The 24,859-nt window shown below is 61.9% G+C and carries 14 protein-coding genes and 1 pseudogene; 4 read left to right on the top strand and 11 right to left on the bottom strand.

The window, feature by feature from the left end; all coding sequences use genetic code 11:
- Positions 1-40 precede the first annotated feature (40 nt).
- From odhB to typA, 3 genes are all read right to left on the bottom strand, one after another.
- Complete coding sequence (odhB, locus tag SJQ66_RS24490) at positions 41-1,282, bottom strand: 2-oxoglutarate dehydrogenase complex dihydrolipoyllysine-residue succinyltransferase (RefSeq protein ID WP_253465383.1); 1,242 nt, start codon at positions 1,280-1,282, stop codon at positions 41-43.
- A gap of 182 nt (positions 1,283-1,464) precedes the next feature.
- Positions 1,465-4,329 carry a 2-oxoglutarate dehydrogenase E1 component gene (locus SJQ66_RS24495; RefSeq protein ID WP_024901324.1) on the bottom strand — a complete coding sequence of 955 codons (2,865 nt, stop codon included), beginning with the start codon at positions 4,327-4,329 and terminating at the stop codon, positions 1,465-1,467.
- A gap of 439 nt (positions 4,330-4,768) precedes the next feature.
- A complete protein-coding gene (typA, locus tag SJQ66_RS24500; RefSeq protein ID WP_024901325.1) occupies positions 4,769-6,592 on the bottom strand; it encodes a translational GTPase TypA in 1,824 nt (607 codons plus the stop codon).
- A 610-nt stretch (positions 6,593-7,202) separates the two neighbouring features.
- Here typA and SJQ66_RS24505 point away from each other — a divergent pair.
- The 4 genes from SJQ66_RS24505 to SJQ66_RS24520 all read left to right on the top strand — a co-directional run bounded on the left by SJQ66_RS24505 (position 7,203) and on the right by SJQ66_RS24520 (position 12,362).
- On the top strand, positions 7,203-7,820 hold the full coding sequence (locus SJQ66_RS24505) for a MarR family winged helix-turn-helix transcriptional regulator (protein ID WP_320534655.1): 618 nt from the start codon (positions 7,203-7,205) through the stop codon (positions 7,818-7,820).
- A gap of 47 nt (positions 7,821-7,867) precedes the next feature.
- A complete protein-coding gene (locus tag SJQ66_RS24510) occupies positions 7,868-9,346 on the top strand; it encodes an efflux transporter outer membrane subunit (protein WP_046152602.1) in 1,479 nt (492 codons plus the stop codon).
- 61 nt (positions 9,347-9,407) lie between these two features.
- On the top strand, positions 9,408-10,643 hold the full coding sequence (locus SJQ66_RS24515) for an EmrA/EmrK family multidrug efflux transporter periplasmic adaptor subunit (protein WP_036006564.1): 1,236 nt from the start codon (positions 9,408-9,410) through the stop codon (positions 10,641-10,643).
- 114 nt (positions 10,644-10,757) lie between these two features.
- Positions 10,758-12,362 carry a DHA2 family efflux MFS transporter permease subunit gene (locus tag SJQ66_RS24520; protein ID WP_407691521.1) on the top strand — a complete coding sequence of 535 codons (1,605 nt, stop codon included), beginning with the start codon at positions 10,758-10,760 and terminating at the stop codon, positions 12,360-12,362.
- A gap of 25 nt (positions 12,363-12,387) precedes the next feature.
- On the opposite strand, the gene truB is transcribed toward SJQ66_RS24520, so the two are convergent.
- The 8 genes and pseudogenes from truB to SJQ66_RS24565 all read right to left on the bottom strand — a co-directional run bounded on the left by truB (position 12,388) and on the right by SJQ66_RS24565 (position 24,735).
- Positions 12,388-13,587 (bottom strand): tRNA pseudouridine(55) synthase TruB, encoded by a 1,200-nt coding sequence (gene truB, locus SJQ66_RS29800; protein WP_407691522.1) that lies wholly within the window; start codon positions 13,585-13,587, stop codon positions 12,388-12,390.
- A gap of 4 nt (positions 13,588-13,591) precedes the next feature.
- Positions 13,592-13,960 carry a 30S ribosome-binding factor RbfA gene (rbfA, locus tag SJQ66_RS24535; protein ID WP_024901329.1) on the bottom strand — a complete coding sequence of 123 codons (369 nt, stop codon included), beginning with the start codon at positions 13,958-13,960 and terminating at the stop codon, positions 13,592-13,594.
- Between the two features lie 202 nt (positions 13,961-14,162).
- Positions 14,163-17,195, bottom strand: coding sequence for a translation initiation factor IF-2 (infB, locus tag SJQ66_RS24540; protein WP_320534656.1), 3,033 nt, complete (start codon positions 17,193-17,195; stop codon positions 14,163-14,165).
- 159 nt (positions 17,196-17,354) lie between these two features.
- The gene (gene nusA / locus SJQ66_RS24545; RefSeq protein ID WP_024901331.1) at positions 17,355-18,839 is read right to left on the bottom strand and encodes a transcription termination factor NusA; all 1,485 of its coding nucleotides are present in this window, start codon (positions 18,837-18,839) and stop codon (positions 17,355-17,357) included.
- On the bottom strand, positions 18,836-19,303 hold the full coding sequence (rimP, locus tag SJQ66_RS24550) for a ribosome maturation factor RimP (RefSeq protein WP_024901332.1): 468 nt from the start codon (positions 19,301-19,303) through the stop codon (positions 18,836-18,838). The genes nusA and rimP overlap by 4 nt, the downstream gene beginning before the upstream one ends.
- Positions 19,304-19,767: 464 nt before the next feature.
- Positions 19,768-21,648 (bottom strand): pseudouridine synthase, encoded by a 1,881-nt coding sequence (locus tag SJQ66_RS24555; RefSeq protein WP_456153921.1) that lies wholly within the window; start codon positions 21,646-21,648, stop codon positions 19,768-19,770.
- Positions 21,649-22,275: 627 nt separating this feature from the next.
- Positions 22,276-22,968, bottom strand: a pseudogene (scpB, locus tag SJQ66_RS24560) (SMC-Scp complex subunit ScpB); the annotation flags it as partial.
- A 501-nt stretch (positions 22,969-23,469) separates the two neighbouring features.
- Positions 23,470-24,735, bottom strand: a complete 1,266-nt coding sequence (locus SJQ66_RS24565) for a pyridoxal phosphate-dependent aminotransferase (protein WP_024901335.1) — start codon at positions 24,733-24,735, stop codon at positions 23,470-23,472.
- Positions 24,736-24,859 lie beyond the last annotated feature (124 nt).

Genomic DNA, 24,859 nt, shown 5'->3' on the forward strand with positions numbered 1-24,859 from the left:
GGCCGATGCCGATCGATTCCCGAAGGGAATCGGGCCTGGATCAGATATCGAGCAACAGGCGCGCCGGATCTTCCAGTGCGTCCTTCATCGCGACCAGCGACAGCACGGCTTCGCGGCCATCGATAATCCGGTGGTCATAGGACATCGCCAGGTAATTCATCGGGCGGATGACGATCTGGCCGTTTTCGACGACCGCACGTTCCTTCGTCGCATGCACGCCGAGGATGGCTGACTGCGGCGGGTTGATGATCGGCGTCGACAGCATCGAACCGAACACGCCGCCGTTCGAGATCGAGAACGTACCGCCCGTCATGTCGTCGAGCGACAGCTTGCCTTCCTTCGCCTTCTGACCGAACTCGGCAATCTTCTTCTCGATCTCGGCAACGCTCATTTGATCGGCATTGCGCAGGATCGGCACCACCAGGCCGCGGGGTGAACCAACCGCGATACCAATGTCGAAGTAGCCGTGATAGACGATGTCGTTACCGTCGATCGACGCATTCACCAACGGGAATTTCTTCAGCGCGTGGATGGCGGCTTTCACGAAGAAGGACATGAAGCCGAGCTTTACGCCGTGCTCCTTCTCGAATTGGTCCTTGTACTTTGCCCGCAGATCCATCACGGGCTTCATGTTCACTTCGTTGAACGTGGTCAGGATCGCGTTCGTCTGCTGCGATTGCAGCAGACGTTCGGCGATACGTGCACGCAGCCGCGACATCGGCACGCGCTGTTCGGTACGGCCGTCGAGCGCTTCGCTCACGCCCGCCGGTGCCTTCGGCTGTGCCAGCGGTGCGGCCGCCTTTGGCGCCGCGCCGGCCTGCGCCGACAAGGCATCGCCCTTCGTCACACGACCGTCGCGGCCGGTGCCGGCGACCGACGATTCCGGTACGCCCTTCTCGGCCAGGATCTTTGCGGCGGACGGAGAAGCCGGGCCCGACGACGATGCCGGTGCGGCTTCCGGTTGTGCCGCCGGCGACGGCGCCAGCGTGGCAGCCTTCGCTTCCGGTGCGGCAGCAGCCGGTGCGGCGGCACCCGCCTTTCCTTCCGTGTCGATCTTCGCCAGAATTTGTTCCGACTTCACCGTTGCGCCATCCTGGAGCAGGATCTCGCTCAACACGCCCGACGCCGGTGCCGGCACTTCCAGCACGACCTTGTCCGTCTCGATCTCGATCAACGTTTCATCAACGGTGACGGCATCGCCGACTTTCTTCTTCCAACTGATCAGGGTGCCTTCGTCGACCGACTCCGAAAACTGGGGAACTGTGACTTCTTTGATAGCCATAACGCTTCCTGGACAATACGGTAAATGGATAGACGGGAGCCGCGCGAACGCACAACGGACACATCGAGCGCACGCGGCACGGCGCGCGAACCACCCCGCCCTCCGGTGTCACCGTGCCCGCATCGATGCTGGCAGATCTTCGTGACACGTTTGTGCAAGGCGCGTCCCGCGCCGCTGCTGCCTTACTTGGTCATTGCGCCCTTGAGACGGCCGAACGCACCTTCGATCAGCGCCTTCTGCTGCTCGTAATGCTTGGCGTAGTAGCCGACCGCCGGCGATGCGGATGCCGGACGGCCGCTGTATGCCAGCTTCTGCCCGTCCTTCAACGCCTCGAAGAGGTGATGTTCGACATAGAACCACGGCCCCTGGTTTTGCGGCTCGTCCTGCACCCAGACGACCTCGGCCAGATTGTCGTACTTCTTGACTTCGGCATCGAACGCCTTGTGCGCGAACGGATACAACTGCTCGATCCGCACGATGGCGACCTGCGCATTTGTCTCACGGCGATGCGCGACCAGATCGTAGTACACACGGCCCGAGCAAACAATCATCCGCTTGACCTTGCCGGCATCCAGCGCCTTGTTGTCCGTCACATCGCTGCGGTCGCCGATGACCGGCTGGAACGTACCGCTTGCCAGCTCGTCCAGTGAGCTGATGGCTTCCTTGTGACGCAACAGCGACTTCGGCGTGAAGACGATCAGCGGCTTGCGGAACTGCCGGATCATCTGGCGGCGCAGCACATGGAAAATCTGTGCCGGCGTGGTGGGCTGCACCACTTGCATGTTGGACTCGCCACACAATTGCAGGAAGCGTTCGATCCGCGCGGACGAGTGCTCCGGACCCTGGCCTTCATAGCCATGCGGCAGCAACATCGTCAGGCCCGACACACGGCCCCACTTCACTTCACCACTGGAGATGAACTGGTCGATGACGACCTGCGCGCCGTTGACGAAGTCGCCGAACTGCGCCTCCCATGCCACCAACGTGTTCGGTTCCGCGGTCGAGTAACCGTATTCGAAGCCCAGCACCGCTTCCTCGGACAGCACCGAGTCGATGACGGTGAAGTTCGCCTGATTCGGCGACACGTTTTGCAACGGAATATACGTACCGTCGTTCCAACGCTCACGATTCTGATCATGCAAGACCGAATGGCGATGCGAGAATGTTCCGCGACCGCTGTCCTGACCCGTCAGCCGCACCGCGAAGCCCGATGCCACCAGCGACGCGTAGGCGAGGTGCTCACCCATGCCCCAATCCAGCGGCTTGTTGCCTTCCGCCATTTCGCGGCGATCGCTGATGACACGATTGACCAGCGGGTGGACCTTGAAATTTTCCGGGTACTTCGTGATCGCGTCGCCCAGGCGCTTCAACTCGGCCAGCGGCACCTGCGTGTCGGCCGCGTCCGTCCACTTCTTGTTCAGGAACGGCGCCCAGTCCTGCGCATACTTGCTCTTGTAGTTCGACAGCACCGGATCGACGGTGTGATGACCCTGGTCCATCGCGGTCCGGAATGCCTTGACCAATTCGTCCGGGCCATCGGATTCCAACACTTTCTGCGCCACTAGCTTGTCCGCGTACAGCGCGCGGGTACCGGGGTGTTGCGCGATCTTCTTGTACATCAGCGGCTGCGTCACCGCGGGCGTGTCCTGCTCGTTGTGACCAAGCTTGCGGAAACACACGATGTCGATGACGATGTCCTGATGGAACGTCGCACGATAGTCCACCGCCAACTCGACCGCGTAGACGACCGCTTCCGGATCGTCACCGTTGACGTGCAGCACCGGCGCCTCGATCATCTTGACGACATCGGTACAGTACAATGTCGAGCGCGAGTCACGCGGATCGGACGTGGTGAAACCGATCTGGTTATTGATCACGATGTGCACGGTGCCGTGCGTGCCGTAGCCGCGCGTCTGCGCGAGATTCAGCGTTTCCATCACGACGCCCTGACCGGCAAAGGCCGCATCGCCATGCACCTGCACCGGCAGCACCTCGCGCCCTTCCAGGTCGCCACGGCGGTCCAGACGCGCCTTCGCCGAACCTTCGACCACCGGGTTGACGATTTCCAGGTGCGACGGGTTGAACGCCAGTGACAAGTGGATCGGGCCGGACTCGGTCGCGATATCGCTCGAGAAACCCTTGTGGTACTTGACGTCACCCGCGGGCAGATCGTCGACGTGCTTGCCTTCGAATTCGGCAAACAGGTCCGACGGCATCTTGCCGAGGGAGTTCACCAGGACATTGAGGCGGCCGCGGTGGGCCATGCCGATCACGACCTCCTGCACGCCGACCGATGCGGCGCGCTGCACCAACGCATCCATCGCGACGATGAAGCTCTCCCCGCCTTCCAGCGAGAAGCGCTTCTGACCGACGTACTTCGTATGAAGATAACGCTCCAGGCCTTCGGCGGCTGTCAGGCGCTCCAAGATACGCGTCTTTTTCTTCGTATCGAATTTCGGCGTCGAACGGGAGCCTTCCAGATTCTTCTGGAACCACCGTTTTTGCTCAGGGTCGCTGATATACATGTACTCGACACCGATCGTGCCGCAGTACGTGTCGCGCAGATCCTGCAGGATCTGCCGCAACGTGGCGGTGTCATAACCGAAGTACAGGCTGTTCGCGCTGAACTTCTGGTCCATGTCCGCTTCAGTGAAGTCGTAGAAACCGGGTTCGAGTTCCTTGATCGGCAGACGCTCCTGACGCTTCAACGGGTCCAGATTGGCCCAACGGGCACCCAGAAACCGGTATGCACCGATCAACGATTGGACAAATACCTGCTTGCCGGCCGTCGCCAAGCCGCTTTCGCCAGTCCGCGGCGTAAAGCCGTTGCCGCGCGCACGCTGCTCGAAAGATTCGACGATGGGACGGTGGGCTACGTCGTTCGCGGCACTGCCATCCACCGCGGGGACATGTTGTAGCGCATCGAAATAATCGCGCCACGTATCCGGAACAGACGCCGGGTTGTCAAGATACAGCTCGTACATTTCTTCAACGTACGCTGCGTTGCCGCCGAACAGGTAGGAGTTCGACTGGAATTGCTTCATCATTTTTTCACGCTCACTTTTCTTCGAGTTTCTCGAGAAATAGCGGGTTGCAAAAACCTTCCGCGACACGGCCTGACCGTTTGGCGGATTGCGAATCAAGTTGTGCTTGGAAGGACCGAGCTTCTTATTTCGAGAGCATAGCACGGATGGCCAATGCCCTGCGTCATGCAGTCGCACGATACGCGCGGCGTCTGTTCGGTTTCTGCACCTATTGACATGCCAATAAATATGACTGAACCCTTGATCCGACGGGCAAAGCGCGATGCGCATCTTTAAACGCGCCGCTCCCACGGCGCTGTCGCACGAAACGCGAGGTTACAACTATTCACCCGATCGCACTTTCCGACACGTGCCCATAAAAAACCGGCTGCCTCATTCTCACGAGGCAGCCGGTTTTTCAGACCAGTACGACAGTCAGTAACGGGCACGATGCCCGCGGCAATCAGCCTTCGCGCGATGAGCGCTTGCGCTCGTGTTCCTTCAGATAACGCTTGCGAATGCGGATCGACTCAGGCGTCACTTCCACCAGTTCGTCGTCATCGATGAATTCGACTGCGTATTCCAGCGTCGTCTTGATCGACGGCACCAGACGCACGGCTTCGTCGGTGCCCGACGAACGCACGTTGGTCAACTGCTTGCCCTTGATCGGATTGACGACCAGATCGTTATCGCGGCTGTGAATGCCGATGATCATGCCTTCGTACAGCGGATCGCCCGGTTCGACCAGCATGCGACCGCGGTCTTGCAGCTTCCACAAGGCGTACGCGACGGCATCGCCGTCGTCCTGGGAGATCAAAACGCCGTTGCGGCGCTCACCGATCTTGCCTTCCTTTGCCGGCTGGAAGCCATTGAAGGTATGGCTGATCAGGCCCGTGCCACGCGTCAGCGTCAGGAACTCGCCTTGGAAACCGATCAGGCCGCGCGCCGGAATAACGTATTCCAGGCGCGTCCGGCCACGGCCGTCGGACACCATGTTCGACAGTTCGCCTTTGCGGCGACCCAGTTCTTCCATCACGCCGCCCTGGTGTTCGTCTTCGACGTCCACGGTCAGGTTTTCGTACGGCTCGTGCTTCACGCCGTCGATTTCCTTCATAACCACGCGCGGACGCGACACGCCCAGTTCATAGCCTTCCCGGCGCATGTTCTCGATCAAGATCGTCAGATGCAATTCACCCCGACCCGACACCTCGAACGATCCTTCCTCTTCCGTATCCTTGACGCGCAACGCCACGTTATGACGCAGTTCGCTGTGCAGGCGGTCACGAATCTGACGGCTCGTCACGTACTTGGTCTTCTTGTCCCGGCCCGCCAGCGGCGAGGAATTGACCATGAAGTTCATCGTCAACGTCGGTTCGTCGACGCTGATCAGCGGCAGTGGTTCAGGCGTTCCCACGTCGCAGATCGTTGCGCCGATGCTGATGCCCTCGATACCGTTGATCAGGACGATGTCGCCCGCCTCGGCCGAGGGCAACTGCACCCGGTCCACGCCCGAGAAGCCTTGCACCTGATTGATCTTGCCACTCTTCGGCTCGTCATCGACGCCGAATTGATACGTCACGTTCTGGCCCGGCTTGATCCGGCCGCGGTTGATACGGCCAATGCCGATCTTGCCGAGGAAGGTCGAGAAGTCCAGCGACACGATCTGCAACTGCAGCGGCGCATCCGGGTCGGCCGGACGTACCGGCACGTGCTTGAGGATGGCGTCGAACAGCGGACGCATATCACCCTCGCGCGTTTCCGGGTCGAGGCTGGCATAGCCGTTCAGCGCCGACGCATAGACCACCGGGAAGTCCAATTGCTCTTCGGTTGCACCCAGCTTGTCGAACAGGTCCATGGTTTCGCCATGGACCCAGTCCGGACGCGCGCCTGGACGATCGATCTTGTTGATCACGACGATCGGGCGCAGGCCCATCGCCAATGCCTTCATCGTCACGAAACGCGTTTGCGGCATCGGGCCGTCAACGGCATCCACCAGCAGCAGCACGGAGTCGACCATCGACATCACGCGCTCGACCTCGCCGCCGAAGTCGGCGTGGCCCGGGGTGTCGACGATATTGATATGCGTGCCTTCGTACTCGACCGCGCAATTCTTCGCGAGAATCGTAATGCCGCGTTCTTTTTCAATATCGTTCGAATCCATCACCCGCTCGGCGGTCTGTTGGTTCTCACGGAAAGTGCCCGATTGACGGAGCAGTTTGTCAACCAGCGTGGTCTTGCCGTGGTCGACGTGGGCGATGATGGCGATATTGCGTAGCGCGCGGGTCATTGGTTAACTCGGAGGGAACTCGGATGCACGAAAATGGGGTCCGCGTCGACGGCGATGATGAGTTGACGACATCACCGGACGCTTCGGCCTGAACCGAACCTAAAAAAGGGGCCAGACCGGGCCTGTGTGCGATACCTGCCACATCTCGGTATCGCACCAGCCTGCTCTGCGCATTTTCTAGAACACGCGAGTATATCACCAGGACATGGCATAAACCCTCATTCCCATTTGCAACCAGGTCTTTTTGCGCCGCGATGCGTACCGATGCGGCTTTTTTGCCATTGCCGGCCCGACTTTCGTACCTCTTACCGTGACCTAATTCCCACACATTGCTTACCGGGAAAGAGGCTTCACCGAGCTCGTTGCCAAGGCTATGGAACACGCCTATAATCGATGCTTACTCAATGATTGCATTTGCACGCTTTTTGGTAAAAACCGAGTACTGAAAAGACGCTAACCGCATCCGAAAGGGAGAATCCGCTTTCGTGCCGTGGCATGGCGTGGCGTGCAAGATGCCTTTTGCCGATATCGACCCGTGGTTTCCGCTCCTGCCCGTCCGCCTTCTAAAGAAGCCTACCGTTCCCGTGACGATCAGGACGATTCGCATGCCATGCCACCGTCGAACGATCGGCCGGACGGCGCGGGGCCGACGTCCGTATCCACTGCGACATTGTCGGATCGCCTCACCTCCGACGATTTCGAATGGTGTGCCGACGAGTCCGTCGGCTACCTGATGGCGCGCGTCCGATCGAAAATGGCCAATGAGACTAATCAAATTACGGTCGCGGAACTCGATCTCACCAGCACCCAGTCCAGTATGCTGCTCCTGCTCCGGCACGGCGCCTTGAGCGGTGCCGAACTGGCACGCGAATATGGCCTGGATGCCAGCGCGGTGACCCGCCTGCTTGATAAGTTGGAAAAACGCGGCCTAGTAAGCCGGGTGCGCAGCCAGGCCGACCGCCGCGTCGTCAACCTCGAATTGACCGACGATGGCTGGACGATGGTGGCGCGCCTGGGGCCACTCTATACGAAGGTACTCGAGCGCATGCTTGCCGGCTTCACGCACGAGGAGGCCGGATTCCTGAAGAGCTTGCTGCGGCGCATCATCATCAATTGCGAACAGCCGCGCGAACCTTCTGCCGCGTCGCCCGGCATGCCCACTTCCCAGAAACCGGCACGGCCCTCCCAAGGTGATGCCGGCCGTGCCTCGGGGAGAGACAAATCATGACAAAACGCTTGCAACGTCCACTATTTTTCATCCAAAGAAGACCGGCAATGACAGCCATTCGTTTCACGCGCCCCGTGTTGCGCGTCGCGCTGCTGGCCAGCACGGTCGCCAGCCTGACGCTATCGGGTTGCGCGAACTATGCGGGCATTCACAGCGACAAGCAGCCTGCCGCCCTGTCGCACTTCGATACAGCCCAGAGCCTGCCGCTCCAGGGCGGCAACTGGCCGACGATGCAATGGGCCACCACGTTCGGCGATCCCCAGTTGCAAGCGTTGATTGACGAAGGCATCGCCAATAGTCCGACGATCGCGGAGGCACAGGCACGGCTGAATCAGGCCGCGGCCTACACAGGGAACGCGGCCGCGGCGTTGCTACCGCATGTCAATGCCAACTATTCACTGAAGCGTGAGCTGTACTCGGGCAAGGCATTGTATCCGCCCCCGTATGGCGGCAATTGGTACACCGAGAACAATCTGGCCGCTACCGCATCGTACGAACTGGATCTATGGGGCAAGAATCGCAACGGACTGAAGCAGGCCATTTCGCAGGAACGCGCGGCGCTCGCCGAAACCCAGGAAGCCAAATTGACGCTGGCCGTCTCGATCGCGCAGGCCTATAGCGCGCTGGCGCGTCAATATGCGTTACTCGACGTGGCCAAGCGGGAATTACAGCAGCGCCAGGACATCGGCTCGATCAGTCGAACGCGGTTCGACGCGGGGCTCGACACGCAGGTGGAAACGCGGACGTCGGAAGCCGATATGGCCACCGCGCGCACGCAGATCAGCCAGCTCGAAGGCGCGATCGTCGTGACCCGCTACCAGTTGGCGGCCCTGCTAGGCAAAGGGCCGGATCGCGGTCTGCAAATCGCCGTGCCGGCGCTGGCGACCATCGGCACGTCGGATGCCTATGCGCTACCGGCCGACCTGCCGGCAAACCTGATCTCGCGCCGTCCAGATATTGTCGCCGCGCGCTGGCGCGTGGAGGCGGCAATGTCCGGCATCAAGGTGGCGAAGGCGAACTTCTACCCGAATCTGAACCTGAGCGCGGCTTTTGGCTTCGACGCGTTCGGCTTCGGCAACTTCCTGAAATTTGGTAGCCGGCAAATCCAGGCCGGCCCCGCCATCGATCTACCAATCTTCGATGCCGGTGCGTTACGCGCGCAGTTGAAGGACCGGTATGCGTCGTTCGACAACGCGGTGGCAAGCTATGACAGCACGTTGGTGCAGTCATTGAACGACGTTGCCACGCAAGTAGCGCAGATCCGTTCGACCGAACATCAGCAGGCGGATGCGCAATCCGCGTACGATGCCGCGCAGAAGGCCTATGACCTGGCGGTGATCCGTTACAAAGGCGGCCTGTCGACACAACTGCAGGTGCTGAGCGCGGATCAGGCGCTGCTGCAACAACGCCAGACGGTCGTGACGCTGGATGCGCAACGTCGAGACCAGCAAATCGGCTTGATCAAGGCGCTTGGCGGTGGCTTCGATGCCAACGCCGACATGCCCGGCAGCAAGCCCGCTCTATAAAACATGGACGCGTACGTCAATCTCACAACGTGCGCCACACGACGTCTTGAGGGAGTCAAGCATGAGTTCGAATCAACCGGCGGCCGGGACGCCCGATCAGGCCCCCAACCAAACACCGCATCAGGGACCGGGACCGCAACCGCCACAACCGTCGTCGGGGCGTCGCGCGCTCTGGTTGACGATTGTCGCGCTGATCGTCATTGCCGCCGCCGTCGCGTACGGCTTCTATTACTTCCTGGTAGCGCAGTTCCACGAGGAAACAGATGACGCCTATGTCAACGGCAACGTTGTGCAAATCACCCCCCAGGTTACCGGCACGGTGGTTGCCGTCAACGCCGACGACACGCAGACGGTCAAGGTAGGCGATCCGCTGATACGCCTGGATGAAGCCGATGCCAAGGTCGCGCTGGAGCAAGCCGAGGCCAGCCTGGCGCAGGCCGTGCGGCAGGTACGGACGCTGTACGCGAACACCAACGCATATCAGGCAACCGTCGCCGAACGCGAGTCGGATCTCGCGAAGGCCCGCTCAGATCTGACCCGTCGTCTGGCCATCGCGCGGACCGGTGCGGTATCCGCGGAAGAAATATCGCATGCCCGCGATGCGGTCAGCAGCGCGCAGGCCGCATTGAACGCCGCGAAGCAGCAGTTCGCCTCGAACCGCGCACTGACGGACAACCTGACGGTATCGGATCATCCGAACGTCAAGCTGGCGGCGGCGAAGGTCCGCGATGCCTATCTGAACTATGCCCGGAATACATTACCGGCACCGGTAAGTGGTTTTGTTGCAAAACGCTCGGTGCAAGTGGGGCAGCGCGTGTCGCCGGGAACACCGCTGATGGCAATCGTGCCGCTCAATGAAGTCTGGGTGGATGCCAACTTCAAGGAAGTGCAACTGCGGAAGGTGCGCATTGGTCAACCGGTTGAATTGACCGCCGATGCCTATGGTTCGAGTGTTGTCTATCACGGCCACGTGCAAGGCTTCTCGGCCGGAACCGGCAGCGCCTTCGCGCTGCTGCCGGCGCAGAATGCCACTGGTAACTGGATCAAGGTGGTGCAACGCCTCCCGGTACGTATCGCCCTCGATCCGAACGAATTGAAGGACCATCCGCTGCGGATAGGATTGTCCATGGACGTCGACGTCGATACGCATGACCAGAATGGCGGCTTGCTTGCCAGCACGAAAAACACGGTCTACCAAACTGACGTGTTCGCACAATATGGCGCGCAAGCGGACGCGGAAATCGCGAAGATCATCGCCGATAACGTCGCGATGTCGGGCAATGCCAAGTCGAAGTAATCGAACGTAGCAACAAAGACCGGCGCGCCGGCGCGGTTCAAGGCACGGCGCACTGTCCTAGCTCGCTGTGGCGACCCATCGTAGTGGGTCGTCGTCACGGCACCGAGGTCACGCATGGCATCCTCCCCTTCTCCCGCCGCATCAAGCGGCACATCCCCCGCGCCCGGCACGCCTGGCGCGGCACACCCGCCGCTGACCGGCGGCACGCTGGCGCTGGGCACGATCGCCGTGTCACTGGCAGTGTTCATGAACGTGCTCGACACGTCGATCGCCAATGTATCGATCCCGGCGATTTCAGGGGATCTCGGCGTGGCATCGGACCAGGGGACCTGGGTCATCACGTCGTTTGCAGTGGCCAACGCCATCTCGGTGCCCTTGACGGGCTGGCTGACGCAACGAATCGGGCAAGTGCGGCTGTTCTTCTGGTCGATCATGCTGTTCGTGATCGCTTCCTGGCTCTGTGGCCTGGCGCCCACCCTCCCCTTCCTGCTGGGCGCCCGCGTATTACAAGGGGCAGTGGCAGGACCGATGATTCCGCTCTCGCAGACGTTGCTGCTGTCCAGCTATCCCCGCGCGAAAGCGCCGATGGCATTGGCGCTCTGGTCGATGACCACTTTGATCGCACCAGTCGCCGGCCCGATTCTCGGCGGCTATATTTCGGATAACTATAGTTGGCCCTGGATTTTCTACGTCAATGTGCCGGTGGGCATCATCGCCGCCGCCGTGACCTGGGCGATCTATCGCAAACGTGAGTCCGCGACGCGACGCCTGCCCATCGACACCGTCGGCCTCGGCTTGCTGATCATCTGGGTCGGGTCGATGCAGGTCATGCTGGACAAGGGCAAGGATCTGGACTGGTTTAGTTCGACGACGATCGTCGTGCTGGCGATCGTCGCGGTTCTCGGATTGGTCGTGTTCGTCATATGGGAACTGACGGCCACGCATCCGATCGTCGATCTTTCCTTGTTCGCGTCGCGCAACTTCACCGGCGGCACCGTCGCATTGGCCGTGGGTTACGGGCTGTACTTCGGTAACCTGGTATTGCTGCCGCTATGGCTCCAGACCACCATCGGCTATACCGCGACGGCGGCGGGGTTGGTGATGGCGCCCGTCGGCGTGTTTGCGGTGCTGTTGTCGCCGCTGACCGGCAAGTACCTGCCAAAAACGGACCCCCGCTATATCGCTACCGCCGCCTTTATCGTTTTCGCCATCGTGTTCTGGCTGCGTTCACGCTACACCGTGGATGTCGATACGTTTTCATTGATGCTGCCCACGCTGCTGCAAGGCGCGGCGCTGGCAGGGTTCTTTATTCCGCTGGTAACCATCACGTTGTCGGGCCTACCGGGCAGCCGAATGCCCGCGGCGTCGGGTCTCTCGAATTTCGTTCGCATCATGCTGGGGGGGGTCGGCTCGTCGGTATTCACCACAGCGTGGGAACGGCGTACGGATTTGCATCATGCACAACTGACCGAGCAGGCCAACGTCTACAATCCGTTGTTCAATCAAAGCGTCGACCAGATGCAATCGATGGGGATGTCGCACGCCCAGGCGCTGGGGACTTTCGACCGGCTTGTAAATCAGCAGGCCCAGACGATGGGTGTCAACGACCTGTTCTACCTGTCCGCCGCGATTTTCATCGTGCTGATCGGCCTTGTCTGGATCACGCAACGCCAGCGCGCGTCGGCAGGCGCCGACGCCGCGGCATCCGGCGCGCATTGACCCGCCATGCGGTCATGCAATCGTGTTAGCCCCCGGTGCCGATCAGGCGTGCCGGAGCGAGCAAGCCATCGGTCCACTGCGCCGTCCCCAGCAATCGGAGGGGCAGCGTCCCCAGTGCGCTTGCACGCCCCGGATCGGTCGGTGCATCCGCCTCGCTGCTGACCGATTCGGCCGCGCCTGGGGCACTTTCGCTTTTGCCTGTACCGTAGACCCGTACCAATCCTGCATAGCCGTCGGGAAGCGCCGCCACGGCGGTTGCGTCCACGCGCAAACGCTGCCCATGAAGAAAGCGCGCGCTGAAAACGGCATCCAACGTCACGCGCGGCAGGCGCTGCAATAAGGCGTCAACCGGTTGCAGCCATGCCGCCATTATTACCAATGCCGCGTCGTCTGGCACCCCCCCCGTGACACCGGCGGCGGCAGCGTCGCAGCCCGCACCACCCTCGTGCCGCGCTGGAGGTGGCGCTGATTGTCGATCGCCGCCACTCTCGGCATCGGCATGCTTTCCAGTGCCCCGAATCCCATCGACGCGTGCCTGCAATGCATCGAGCGTGATCGCGTCGTCGATCGATAACGTCGCCACGCCGGTGCGACGTAGTGCAATCAGATACGCCCCGCATCCGAGCGCCTCGCCGAGGTCCTCGGCAAGTGTACGAACGTAGGTGCCCTTGCTGCACGTTACGCGAAAGCGCACCTGGGCATAGTGTGTCAGTTGTGCCTCATCGGATAGCACGGTCAGTGCGTGGATATGCACCTCGCGCGCGGCCCGCTCGACTTCCTGGCCCGCACGCGCATATTCGTACAAGGGCTTGCCATCGCGCTTCAATGCCGAATACATCGGCGGCACCTGAGCGATGACGCCGGTGAAGCGGTCAAACAAAGGCGTCAACTGGGCAAAGGCAACAGCGACCGGGCGTCGATCGATGATCAGGCCCTCGGCGTCGCCGGTGTCCGTCCTCGCGCCCAGTTGCATCGTCGCTTCATACGTCTTGTCAGCATCGAGCAGATCCTGCGAAAACTTCGTGGCCTCACCAAAACACACCGGCAAGAGTCCCGATGCCAACGGATCGAGCGTGCCCGTGTGCCCGGCTTTCTTCGCCCGCAGCATGCCCTTTGCCTTGATCAGCACGTCGTTACTCGACATGCCCAGCGGCTTGTCGATCAGCAGCACGCCATCGAGTGCCAGGCGCGGCCGCATTGGCCCGCGCGCCGGACGCTTCACCATACCGTCATTCCTTTGCGCGTGTCGCATTCGCCTGATCGATCAGTTTGGACATCTCGAACGCGTTGGCGAGCGTTTTGTCGTGATGGAAATGCAGCGTCGGCACGGTATGGATGTGCAGGCGCTTGAACAGCAGGTTATGCAAAAAGCCCGACGCGTCGTTCAGCGCCTTCTGCGTCGCGGCCGTATCCTCGGAAAGCGTCGTGAAATAAATCTTCGCGTGCGCATAGTCCGGCGACAGCTCGATGCTCTGGATCGTGATCAGGCCCACGCGCGGATCCTTGATCTCGCGCATGATCAGTTCAGACAAGTCTCGCTGGATCTGATCGGCGATCTTCGTGGCGCGATCGCCACCACTACGTTTTTTGCTTGGCATCGTGTGCCTCCTGCGTATCGACGCGGCCAGACAACGCTGCCGATGCCCCGCCCTGGGAACATGCGCACAGCGATCCACCGCGCAGACAAAAGAAAAAGGGTGGAGTCAGGGAGAGATACCGCGCTTTTTCAAGCACCCTCCTGACTCCACCCTCGTAGACTGTTCGCCCCGCCGATGAGTCCGGGTGGGGACGGAACGCCGTTTACAGCGTCCGGGCGACCTCGGTGATCTCGAACACTTCCAACTGGTCGCCTTCGGCGATGTCGTTGAAGTTCTTGACCGACAAACCACATTCGAAACCGCCGCGAACTTCCTTCACGTCGTCCTTGAAACGCTTCAACGAATCCAGCTCGCCGGTATGGACGACCACGTTGTTGCGGAGCACGCGGACCAACGACGTCCGCTTGACGACACCGTCGAGCACCATGCAGCCGCCCACCGCGCCGATCTTCGGCACGCGGAAGACCTGACGCACTTCCACGGTGCCCGTGACTTCCTCGCGTTTCTCCGGCGCCAACATCCCGGACATCGCCGCCTTCACCTCATCCACCGCGTCATAGATGATGTTGTAGTAACGGATATCCACACCGTTGGATTCGGCCAGCTTCCTTGCCAGCGCATCGGCCCGCGTATTGAAGCCGATGATGACGGCCTTCGAGGCGGTTGCTAGGTTGACGTCCGACTCGCTGATGCCACCCACGGCCGCATGCACGATCTGCACACGCACTTCGGATGTCGACAGCTTGAGCAAGGACTGCACCAATGCTTCCTGCGAACCTTGCACGTCGGCCTTGACGATCAACGGCAGCGACTGCATCTCGCCTTCGCCCATGTTTTCGAACATGTTCTCCAGCTTGGCCGCTTGCTGCTTCGCCAATTTCACGTCGCGGAACTTGCCCTGACGGAAGTTCGCGATTTCGCGAGCCTTCCGCTCGTCCGGCATGACGATCACTTCCTCGCCCGCCGCGGGTACTTCCGACAGACCCTGGATCTCCACCGGAATCGACGGACCGGCGGACTTCACCGACTTGCCCGTCTCATCCAGCATTGCCCGGACACGACCATACGCCGAGCCGGCCAATACCATGTCGCCGCGATTCAACGTACCCGATGTCACCAGGATCGTCGCCACCGCGCCGCGACCCTTGTCGAGCTTGGCTTCGATGACCAGGCCCTTTGCCGGTGTTTCCACGGGCGCCTTCAATTCCAGTACTTCGGCTTGCAGCAAGACGTTTTCCAGCAGGTCGTCGATGCCCTGACCGGTCTTCGCCGAAACACCGATAAAGGGTGCGTCGCCACCGTACTCTTCCGGTACGACGCCTTCCGCGACCAGTTCCTGCTTGACGCGGTCGAGGTTCGCATCCGGCTTGTCGATCTTGTTCATCGCGACGACGATCGGTACACCGCCCGCCTTCGCATGGGCAATGGCTTCCTTCGTCTGCGGCATCACGCCGTCATCGGCCGCCACCACCAGGATGACGATGTCGGTCGCCTTCGCACCGCGCGCACGCATTGCCGTAAAGGCTTCGTGACCCGGGGTATCAAGGAAGGTCACCACACCGCGCGGCGTCTCGACATGGTATGCACCGATATGCTGTGTAATACCACCGGCCTCGCCCGCCGCCACTTTCGCGCGCCGGATGTAATCCAGCAACGAGGTCTTGCCGTGGTCGACGTGACCCATCACCGTCACCACCGGCGGCCGCGGCAACGCCTCGACATTGGCGTGTACATCGCCTTCGTCGGTCAACAATGCTTCCGGATCGTCCAGCTTTGCCGCAACCGCGGTGTGGCCCAGTTCCTCGACGACGATCATCGCCGTTTCCTGGTCCAGCGGTTGGTTGATCGTGACCATCTGGCCGAGCTTCATCATGATCTTGATGACTTCGGACGCCTTGACGGACATCTTGTGCGCAAGATCGGCAACCGTGATGGTTTCCGGTACATGCACTTCGCGGACGATCGGCTCGGTGGGCGCCTGGAACGACGTGTTGTCACCCTGGTGACGGTTGCGCCCCTTCGGGCCGCCGCGCCAGTTACGATCAGCACCACCGCTCGCATCGCCGCGGGTCTTCAAGCCACCACGGCGCTTTGACGCATCGTCCTGCCAGCCGCCGCTCTTGCCTTTCTTCTTGTCCGCGGCACCCGCTGCAGGCGCGGCCGTGGCCGGCGTCGCGGCCGGCCGCGTTTCGCGCTTGACCGCGGGCGCAGCCGCGCCTTCCGGACGTGCTGGACGATGCAAGGTCCCCTTACCGTCACCGGTCTTCGCACCGGCCGGCGCTGCGGCAGCAGGCGCCGCGGCAGCATCCGCCGCTGGCGCGACCACCTTGGCGACCGGCTGTTCGACTGGCTTCGGCTCGATGACCTTCGCCTTGCGCGGCGTGTTCATCATTTCGCGAATGGCCGCGGCTTCCGCCTCGGCGCGTGCGCGACGACGTGCAATTTCGTCCTGCTCAGCACGCGCGGCCTGACGTTTTTCATCCGCGGCCTGTTCAGCGGCGGCACGCGCTTCATCCGCAGCCTTCTTGTCGGCGGCGCGCTTTGCTGCCGCCTCTTCCTCACGGCTGACGTGGTCCACGCTGATCGTATCCTGCTCGGCGGCACGCGCCGCTGATTCGATACGCGCGGCAGCGCCCGCTTCCTTACGATGCGCCTCGAGACGTGCCGCTTCGGCGGCGGCCTCGGCGGCACGTTGCGCCGCTTCTTCTTCCGCGCGACGCCGCACATCCTCGGCCGCGCTTTCGCGCGCACGGCGAGCCGCTTCCTCACGCTCCAGCGCTTCCTGGCGTTCGCGCAGCTCAGCTTCCTGACGTTCCAGCGCCTCCGCTTCACGGCGCGCCTCTTCCTCGCGACGTGCGAGTTCCGCCGCCTGCGCCGCGTCGATCTCGTCTTCCTGGGCCACGGACGCCTGCGCGCCTTCGCCGGCTTCGTCGTCACGCTTGACGAACACGCGCTTTTTCCGCACTTCGACCTGAATGGTACGAGCCCGCCCTGTCGAGTCCGCCTGCTTGATTTCCGATGTTTGCCGACGCGTCAGCGTGATCTTGCGCTTGTCGCCTTCGGCATCGGAGCCGTGCGAGCGGCGCAGGTGCTCTAGCAAGCGGGCCTTGTCCGTCTCGGATACGGCATCGTCAGCGCTACGCTTCTGCACCCCTGCGGCTTGCAATTGCTCGAGGAGCACGCCGGCAGGCATCTTCAGTTCAGCGGCAAATTGGGCTACGTTGTTACTCGCCATTCATCCCTCTTGGAAGCAAGGAGCGGCGCTCCCTGCGGTTATACGTGCACGTTACCGTGCGTCATGCGTATTCGTCTGCGCATCATGCGGCCCGCATGGGTTGCGCCGGCGACGAGAATCCGTCCGATTCCCGTGCATCGATCGTCGCGTACATCGGTGTCATTCTTCGGACGTGAACCAATGTTCGCGGGCCTTCATTACCAACTCCGTGGCAGCTTCGTTCGACAATCCGGTCAATTCGACAATTTCGTCGACGGCCAGTTCGGCCAGGTCGTCGCGCGTCTGGATCTGATTTTCGCGTAGCTTTGCCAGTAGTTCCGGCGTCATGCCATCGAGGGTTTCCAGCTCGGGAACAATGTTCTCGGCCTTCTCCTCGTTCGCGATCGCCTGAGTCAGCAGCGCATCGCGTGCACGGTTGCGTAATTCATGAACGGTGTCCGCGTCGAACGCTTCGATCTCAAGCATTTCGTTCAGCGGTACATATGCGATTTCTTCGAGGCTCGTGAAGCCTTCGTCGATCAGGATGTCCGCAACTTCTTCATCGACATCCAACCGCGCCATGAACAGGTCGCGCAGCCCCGCGCGTTCCTTGTCCTGCTTTGCAGCAGACTCGTCCGGCGTCATGATATTGATTTGCCAACCGGTTAACTCGCTGGCAAGGCGGACGTTCTGGCCGCTGCGGCCAATCGCGATGGCAAGCTCGGTTTCGTCGACAACGACGTCCATCGAGTGCTTTTCTTCATCGACAACGATCGACTGCACCGCCGCCGGCGCAAGCGCCCCGATGACGAACTGTGCAGGATCCTCCGACCATAGCACGATGTCGACGTTTTCGCCACCCAACTCATTGCGCACGGCCTGCACACGCGACCCGCGTATGCCGACACAGGTACCGATCGGATCGATCCGTTTGTCGTACGCCACGACCGCGATCTTCGCGCGCATTCCCGGGTCCCGCGCTGCCGCCTTGATCTCCAGCAGGCCTTGTTCGATTTCAGGCACTTCCATCTCGAACAGCTTCATCAGGAATTCCGGCGCCGTCCGCGACAACTCGATCTGCGGCCCGCGTGCGGTGCGATCAACCTTCGTGATGAACGCCCGGGCGCGGTCGCCCACCCGCAGATTTTCCTTCGGAATCATCTGGTCACGGCGCAGCAACGCTTCGACCCGGCCCGTTTCGATGACCAGGTTGCCCTTGTCCATCCGTTTCACGGAACCCGTCATGATCTGGTCGCCACGCGCCAGGAAGTCGTTCAGGATTTGCTCGCGCTCGGCATCGCGGATACGCTGCAGAATCACCTGCTTCGCGGCCTGCGCGCCAATCCGGCCGAATTCGATGGACGCCACCGGTTCCTCGATGAAATCCTCGAGGGCGATATTCGGGCTCTGCTCTTTCGCCTCGAACAACAGGATCTGCTTGTCCGGCTCCTGCAGGCCCGCCTCGTCGGGTACGACCAGCCAACGACGATACGTCTGGTGCTCACCGGTAGTCCGGTCGATTTCCACTCGTACCTCGACGTCGCGGTCATAAAGCTTCTTGGTGGCGGAGGCCAACGCGGCTTCCAGCGCGCCGAAGACCACGTCCTTGTCCACGTTCTTCTCGCGAGCGAGCGCGTCCACCAGCGTCAATACTTCGCGACTCATTGTTTGCGGCTCCTAAAGTCCACGTGAGGCACCAGCCGGGCGCGATCGATTTCCGCCAATGTGAAATCGAGCACTGCGGGGCCGGTCTTCCCTTCAAATTCCAAACCGATCTTTTCGCCTTCCGGGGCCTGCAGAATCCCCCGGAACTGCTTGCGGCCGTCCAGCGGCCGCTTCAACGTCACCGTGACCTCGGCGCCAGCGAACCGGGTGAAGTCCGCCAATTTGCGCAGCGGCCGGTCCAGGCCTGGCGACGATACTTCCAGGCGTTCAAAGTCGATGTTCTCGACAGTGAAAACGTGTTGCAGTTGGCGTGTCACCTTTTCGCAATCCTCGATCGCGATATGCGCGTCGCCGGACGGGAAGTCGATATAGACGGTCAGCAGCCCACGGCCCGACCGTTCGAGGTCGACCAGCTCATAGCCCATGCCGGCCAGAGCCGTTTCAATCAATTCGGTCAGTTGCACATACACCCCAATCACGCTTTGCGGCGGCCCGCCAGACAGCGTGCAAAACGTCCGCGCAAAAAAAAATGGGCGCACGCCCATCTCTTCGCCGCTACCCTGCAATCCTGCGGCCACGCCGCCAACGCGCATGCCACCCACCGCGTACGCGCCGCCTACGGCCGCACCGTCGGCAGACGAAAATCGGCTTGAAAACAGCACGCATTTCCATCGGACGCCATCAAAAACACGGCATCCCGGCAGTCGCGATGACGCCGATACCCACATACGGATCGTACGAAAACGACGATGCTGGTGCGTCGACCCCATGCTCAACAAAACAAGCAAGGAACCCTACGACACCAGCGACGCTCGCAATTGTACGCGAAGCGTTTGACAAAGGCAAACCCGACACGGCGTAAAAACACAGGCACCGCGGGGGCTTCTCCACGGATTTCCGATCGCGCCTTTCCTGTATCGCCTTCTATTCAGCGACCGCGATTGCCAGGGCCGCGCGGTTTGCCGCCACCCGATGCGCCGCCGGGGCCACCCGCACCGCGGGGACCGCCACGACCCGGCCCACGAGGGCCACGCGGGCCCGGTGCGCGATTGCCCGGACCGCGCTCACCTTCCGTCGCCGCATTACCCGGCCCGGCACCGCGACGCGGCCCACTCCGGCCCTTACCCGCCGGCCCGCCGGCGTTGCCGAGTGGGTTCGGCTTATTGCCCCGCGCCACGTTGCCATTGACTTCACGTACCGGCCGGGCCGTATCCGGACGCGGCGTATCACGCATCAGGAAAGTGGCGCTCATATGGCCCTTTGGCCGCTGCACGCCCGGCGTCGGCGCACCGCGGCGGGGTGGGCGTTGCGCACCGTAGCTGTAACGCCCGGAATTCGTCATCGCACCATTCTCCGGCACGATGACACCGAGGAATGACTGCATCGGGTCCGGCTGGATGCGCTTCGGCTCGTCGCCACGAGGCCCCTTGCCCGGCTTTTCCACCTGGTTCTTCATGCCGACGGCGGCCATCAGCGCACGCACTTGTTGCTCGTCAAGCTCCTCATAGCGTCCACGGCGCACCGCGCGCGACAGCGTGATCGGGCCATGACGCGTGCGGATCAGTCGGCTCACCAGCAAGCCTGCCGCCTGGAACATCCGACGCACTTCGCGATTCCTGCCTTCCGAGAGCGTTACGTGATACCAGCGGTTCGACCCTTCACCATCATCGACTCCATCGACGATCTTGTGAAACTTCGCTTGACCGTCATCGAGTTCGATGCCCGTCAGCAATTGCTGACGCGCGCTTTCAGTCAGTTGCCCGACCACGCGTACCGCATACTCGCGCTCGACTTCATAGCGCGGATGCATGAAGCGGTTGGCCAGGTCGCCGGACGTGGTCAGCAGCAGCAAACCTTCCGTGTTGAAGTCCAGCCGGCCGACCGCCAGCCACTTCGCCGTCTTCATGGTCGGCAGCTTGTCGAACACGGACGCGCGACCTTCCGGGTCCGAGTGGCTGACAATCTCGCCCGCCGGCTTGTGATAGAGCAGCACGCGCGGGGGCTTGCTCTGAATCTTTCTGCGCACCGGCTTGCCGTTGATTCGCACTTGGTCGGCGGGCAGGATGCGCTGACCGATGTGCGCCGGCTCGCCGTTGACCGTGACCCGGCCAGCCACGATCAATTCTTCCATCTCCCGGCGCGAACCCATGCCCGCCTCGGCAAGCACCTTGTGCAGCTTCGGCGCGTCATCGTCCGGTGCCAGCACGCGTTTGGGCGCTTGCTGCTTGCGGCCACGACGCAACATGGGCGCACGCAACGAAGACCCGTGATTGTCCGCGTCGAATGCGGGCGACGTGACATAGGCAAAAACGTCCGCCGTATCGCCTGGCAGCGCGTCGTCGGCACCACGCTTCGGACCGCGCGACGCGGTTGCGTCGACACCGCCCGCTTGCGCGGCGGTGGACGGTCCGCGGCCGGGATTCGGCCCGCGACGCTCACCGTTCCGGCCACCACGTGGCGCCCGCACATTATTATCGGCACGGACCCCGTCCGAAGCGTCACGCGGTGCGCGCGATTGGCGTGGTGGACGCGCCGGCGTGGGTCGCGCGTCGATATCAGGCAACGTCTCGTCGAGACCCATGCCTTGATGCGTTTGCACGGGGTCATGTTCGTACGCGAGCGGAAGCGCATCGGCACCTGCGACATCGACAGGGCGCGGCGCACGTGGCGCACGTGGCGCACGTGGCGCACGCGGTGCACGCGGTGCCCGGGCGCGGCGGGCCACCGGTGCGTCATCATCACCGGACAACGGATCACCCAGCGCGCGATCGACGTCTCGGCTCGACACATCGCTTTGATCGAGCGGCAGGTCGAATTGTGCTGCACCGTCCGCCACAACCGCCTTGGCTACCCGCGGCTTGCGCGGTGCGCGCGCCCGTGGGGCCGGCGGGGCAGCGACATCGGCATCGAAGCCACCGACAACGGCATCCGGCGATACGCCCGGCACCTCGTCCGCGCCCTCGCCTGTCTTGGTCTTTCCGGACCGACGACGCGCAATCAGGCTACGAGGACCGCGACGCAGCCCGCGACGCGGTCGCTCGTCGCCTGCCGCCGCGACGTCGTTCGTGGGCAAAGCGGCGTCGGTCCCAACGTCCGCCACGGCTGTGCGGCGTGCGCCACCGGCATCGTCCACGCCTTCGGGCGCGGCGCTATCACGGGTCTGCTTCAAAAGCACCTCTGAATTCAAGTAAAGTGCCGGGCGTTCAACGCTGCCCCAAAGACACGACGCCAAAAACGCCCGGATGGCGCATCTTGACGACGCTCCCCGGTCCATATGCGGCGTTTCCGCCACCGCATGTCGGGCCGACTGCGTTTCGCCGGCATGGGCACACGGTTCCCGTGTGCCATGTCGAAAATCGGTTGGTACGCGGCTGCCTCAAAGGGCCGGCCGCGAGGGTTCGTGCACGATGTCCGCATCACATACGCCCGCGGACTCATCCCGCTGTCGCATGTCTCGCGCGCCATCTGTATCGGCCACATCAGATGCAGGTTGCACATCAGGCACCCCGTCCGCGGGCATCCTGGCTTCAGCTTCATCCGCCTCCGCCGCCGCTTGTGCAACCGCGGCCGCATCCAACGGGAAAGCCAGCGAGGTCTGCAAACCGCTTGCTGGATCGGCTGGGTCGGCCAATGGAGGCAATTCGCCCAGCGTCTGCAATCCGAGGTCGTCGAGAAAAGAGCGCGTGGTCGCATAGAGCGCCGGGCGACCCGGTGCCTCGCGATGTCCGATGACCTCGATCCAGTCTCGCTCCTCGAGTTGCCGTATGACCTGCGTATTCACGGTAACGCCTCGAATTTCCTCGATATCGCCGCGCGTCACCGGCTGCCGATACGCAATGATCGCGAGTGTCTCCAGTACCGCACGCGAATATTTCGGCGGCTTCTCCGGATTCAACCGGTCGAGGTATTTCTGCATCGACGGCACGCTTTGGAAGCGCCACCCCGATGCCAGCGCGACCAGTTCGACACCACGGCCCGTCCAGCGCTCACTGATTACGCCGAGCAAGGACTTGATCGTATCGGCCGAGATATCGTCGTCGAAAAGTTTACGCAAATCATTGAGCCGCAATGGCTCATGCGCACAGATCAACGCGGTTTCGAGGACGATTGTCGCCTCTTGGGTATTCATGAAACCAAGGTCTGACCCTTTGGGTCACATACGCACCGGTTTACACCACTGCACTGGCTGGGTGCCGAGTGAGCTGCGGACCGTATACGCAAATGATGTTCTGAAAAGCGGCAGCGTCGTGCGCGCGGGAAACCATCTCATGCAGCGAGTAAGCAGCGAAATACGCGGAGCCTCTTGGAGGCGAAGGCGCTACGCATCAGACCGGCTTGAACGGCGTGTACCCGTTGACGGGGTACATCAGACTAGAAGCTGCGCACCTCAGACTACCTTCGATGCACATCATCAAGCAAGCCAAGATACCCCGGCTTTCGTGTCAGCCGGTACGCAGACGTCCCAAAGACGCTGCGTCGATGTAAAACCGTCACCGATTTCACGCCACGCTGTTTTTTTGCATCATCACGCCGATAACGCCAGAGAGCGGGTCACAACAACCTTCGCCTGGAGTTCAAACCATTCTACAAATAAAATTCGGACGGGTAAAGGAGCATGATCGATATATTGTCATCGCAGATACGCCGACAAGCGACGCACCCCCTCATCGATCATCGCCACATCTCCTGCATAGCACCAGCGAATAAAGCCTTCCCCCTCATCGCCAAATGCGGCGCCCGGTGCAAGCCCAAGCCGCGCATCACGTACCAGCGCCTTGCACAAGGCGAGACTGTCATGTTGCCCGGCAATCCGGAAGAACAGATACATCGCGCCGTCCGACATCTTGACATCCACGCCCGGAATACCTGACAACCCGTCGAACAAACGCTGGCGTCGAACCAACAGATCCGCGCGCAACGCATGGGTGACCGCCTCGCCTTGCTCGACAGCCACGAGACCCGCACGCTGCACGAAGTCCGGCGCGCAGGAGGTGTTGTATTCCGCCAGCTTGCCCCAGTCGTCCATGACGGATTCCGGCGCGACAATCCACCCGAGCCGCCATCCCGTCATCAGCCAGGCTTTGGAGAAGGAATTGACCACTACCACGCGCTCGTCACGCGACGCCAGATCGAGAAACGAAGGCGCCGTCAACGGCGGCGGCGCCAACGCGACGCCCGGGGTCTGGGAGGGGCCATAGTAGAGGCGCTCATAAACCTCGTCGGCCAGAATCCAGATCCCGTGCTCGCGGCAATGTGCCAGCAGCGCCGCCTGTTGCACCCGCGGCATTGTCCACCCGGTGGGATTGTTTGGCGAATTGACCAGCACCATTCTCGTGCCGGGCGTTAGTGCGCCGAGCAGCTTGTCGATATCGAGCGCCCATCCGCCGTCGCCATAATCAAGCGATACCGTCTCGACCATTGCCCCCACGATCTTCGGCATTTCGACAAGATTCGGCCACAACGGTGTCACCGCAACCACGCGATCTCCCGGCCCGACCAGTAACTGCGTGGCGACCATCAAGGCGTTGACGCCTGCGCTGGTCACCGCGATCTGACTCATGCGCGTTTCACCGTGCAGCCGCGACACGTACGCCGACAAGGTTTCACGCAGCGGCGCGATGCCGAGATTATGCGTATAAAAAGTATGTCCATCGGCCAGCGCGGCGCTTGCCGCTTCACGGATAAAAGACGGCGTCACCTGATTCGACTCACCGAACCAAAATGGCAATACATCCGGCAAACCCAGCCCCGCATTGGCAACTTCCCGAATCTTCGAGGCGCGCAGATTGGCTACCGCAGCCCGGGCGACAACCGGCGAGCGCGCGAGGTCGAGGGACGAGACCGGGGAAATGGATGCATCGGTATGGGCAAAACCAGGAGTAAAAGCGCTGGACATGGGTAAGGATGGGAGCGAAATGGGAGAAACGGCGAGTATCGCGACGCGGTGCCTGCTGGACCGGGCACGACGGGAACGCATCCCCGACACGGGACGGGCGATCGACGCGACAGGTGCAGTGTAG

The organism is Robbsia andropogonis, from assembly GCF_034047095.1.
Lineage (GTDB): Bacteria > Pseudomonadota > Gammaproteobacteria > Burkholderiales > Burkholderiaceae > Robbsia > Robbsia andropogonis.

What these genes read in the sequence shown, in the direction of transcription:
- SJQ66_RS24520 (WP_407691521.1), top strand. Translation starts at nt 10,758, where the DNA reads ATGGCATCCTCCCCTTCTCCCGCCGCATCAAGCGGCACATCCCCCGCG.
- rbfA (WP_024901329.1), bottom strand. Translation starts at nt 13,960, where the DNA reads ATGCCAAGCAAAAAACGTAGTGGTGGCGATCGCGCCACGAAGATCGCC.
- SJQ66_RS24495 (WP_024901324.1), bottom strand. Translation starts at nt 4,329, where the DNA reads ATGATGAAGCAATTCCAGTCGAACTCCTACCTGTTCGGCGGCAACGCA.
- truB (WP_407691522.1), bottom strand. Translation starts at nt 13,587, where the DNA reads ATGGTGAAGCGTCCGGCGCGCGGGCCAATGCGGCCGCGCCTGGCACTC.
- typA (WP_024901325.1), bottom strand. Translation starts at nt 6,592, where the DNA reads ATGACCCGCGCGCTACGCAATATCGCCATCATCGCCCACGTCGACCAC.
- odhB (WP_253465383.1), bottom strand. Translation starts at nt 1,282, where the DNA reads ATGGCTATCAAAGAAGTCACAGTTCCCCAGTTTTCGGAGTCGGTCGAC.
- nusA (WP_024901331.1), bottom strand. Translation starts at nt 18,839, where the DNA reads ATGAGTCGCGAAGTATTGACGCTGGTGGACGCGCTCGCTCGCGAGAAG.
- SJQ66_RS24510 (WP_046152602.1), top strand. Translation starts at nt 7,868, where the DNA reads ATGACAGCCATTCGTTTCACGCGCCCCGTGTTGCGCGTCGCGCTGCTG.
- infB (WP_320534656.1), bottom strand. Translation starts at nt 17,195, where the DNA reads ATGGCGAGTAACAACGTAGCCCAATTTGCCGCTGAACTGAAGATGCCT.
- SJQ66_RS24565 (WP_024901335.1), bottom strand. Translation starts at nt 24,735, where the DNA reads ATGTCCAGCGCTTTTACTCCTGGTTTTGCCCATACCGATGCATCCATT.
- SJQ66_RS24505 (WP_320534655.1), top strand. Translation starts at nt 7,203, where the DNA reads ATGCCACCGTCGAACGATCGGCCGGACGGCGCGGGGCCGACGTCCGTA.
- SJQ66_RS24515 (WP_036006564.1), top strand. Translation starts at nt 9,408, where the DNA reads ATGAGTTCGAATCAACCGGCGGCCGGGACGCCCGATCAGGCCCCCAAC.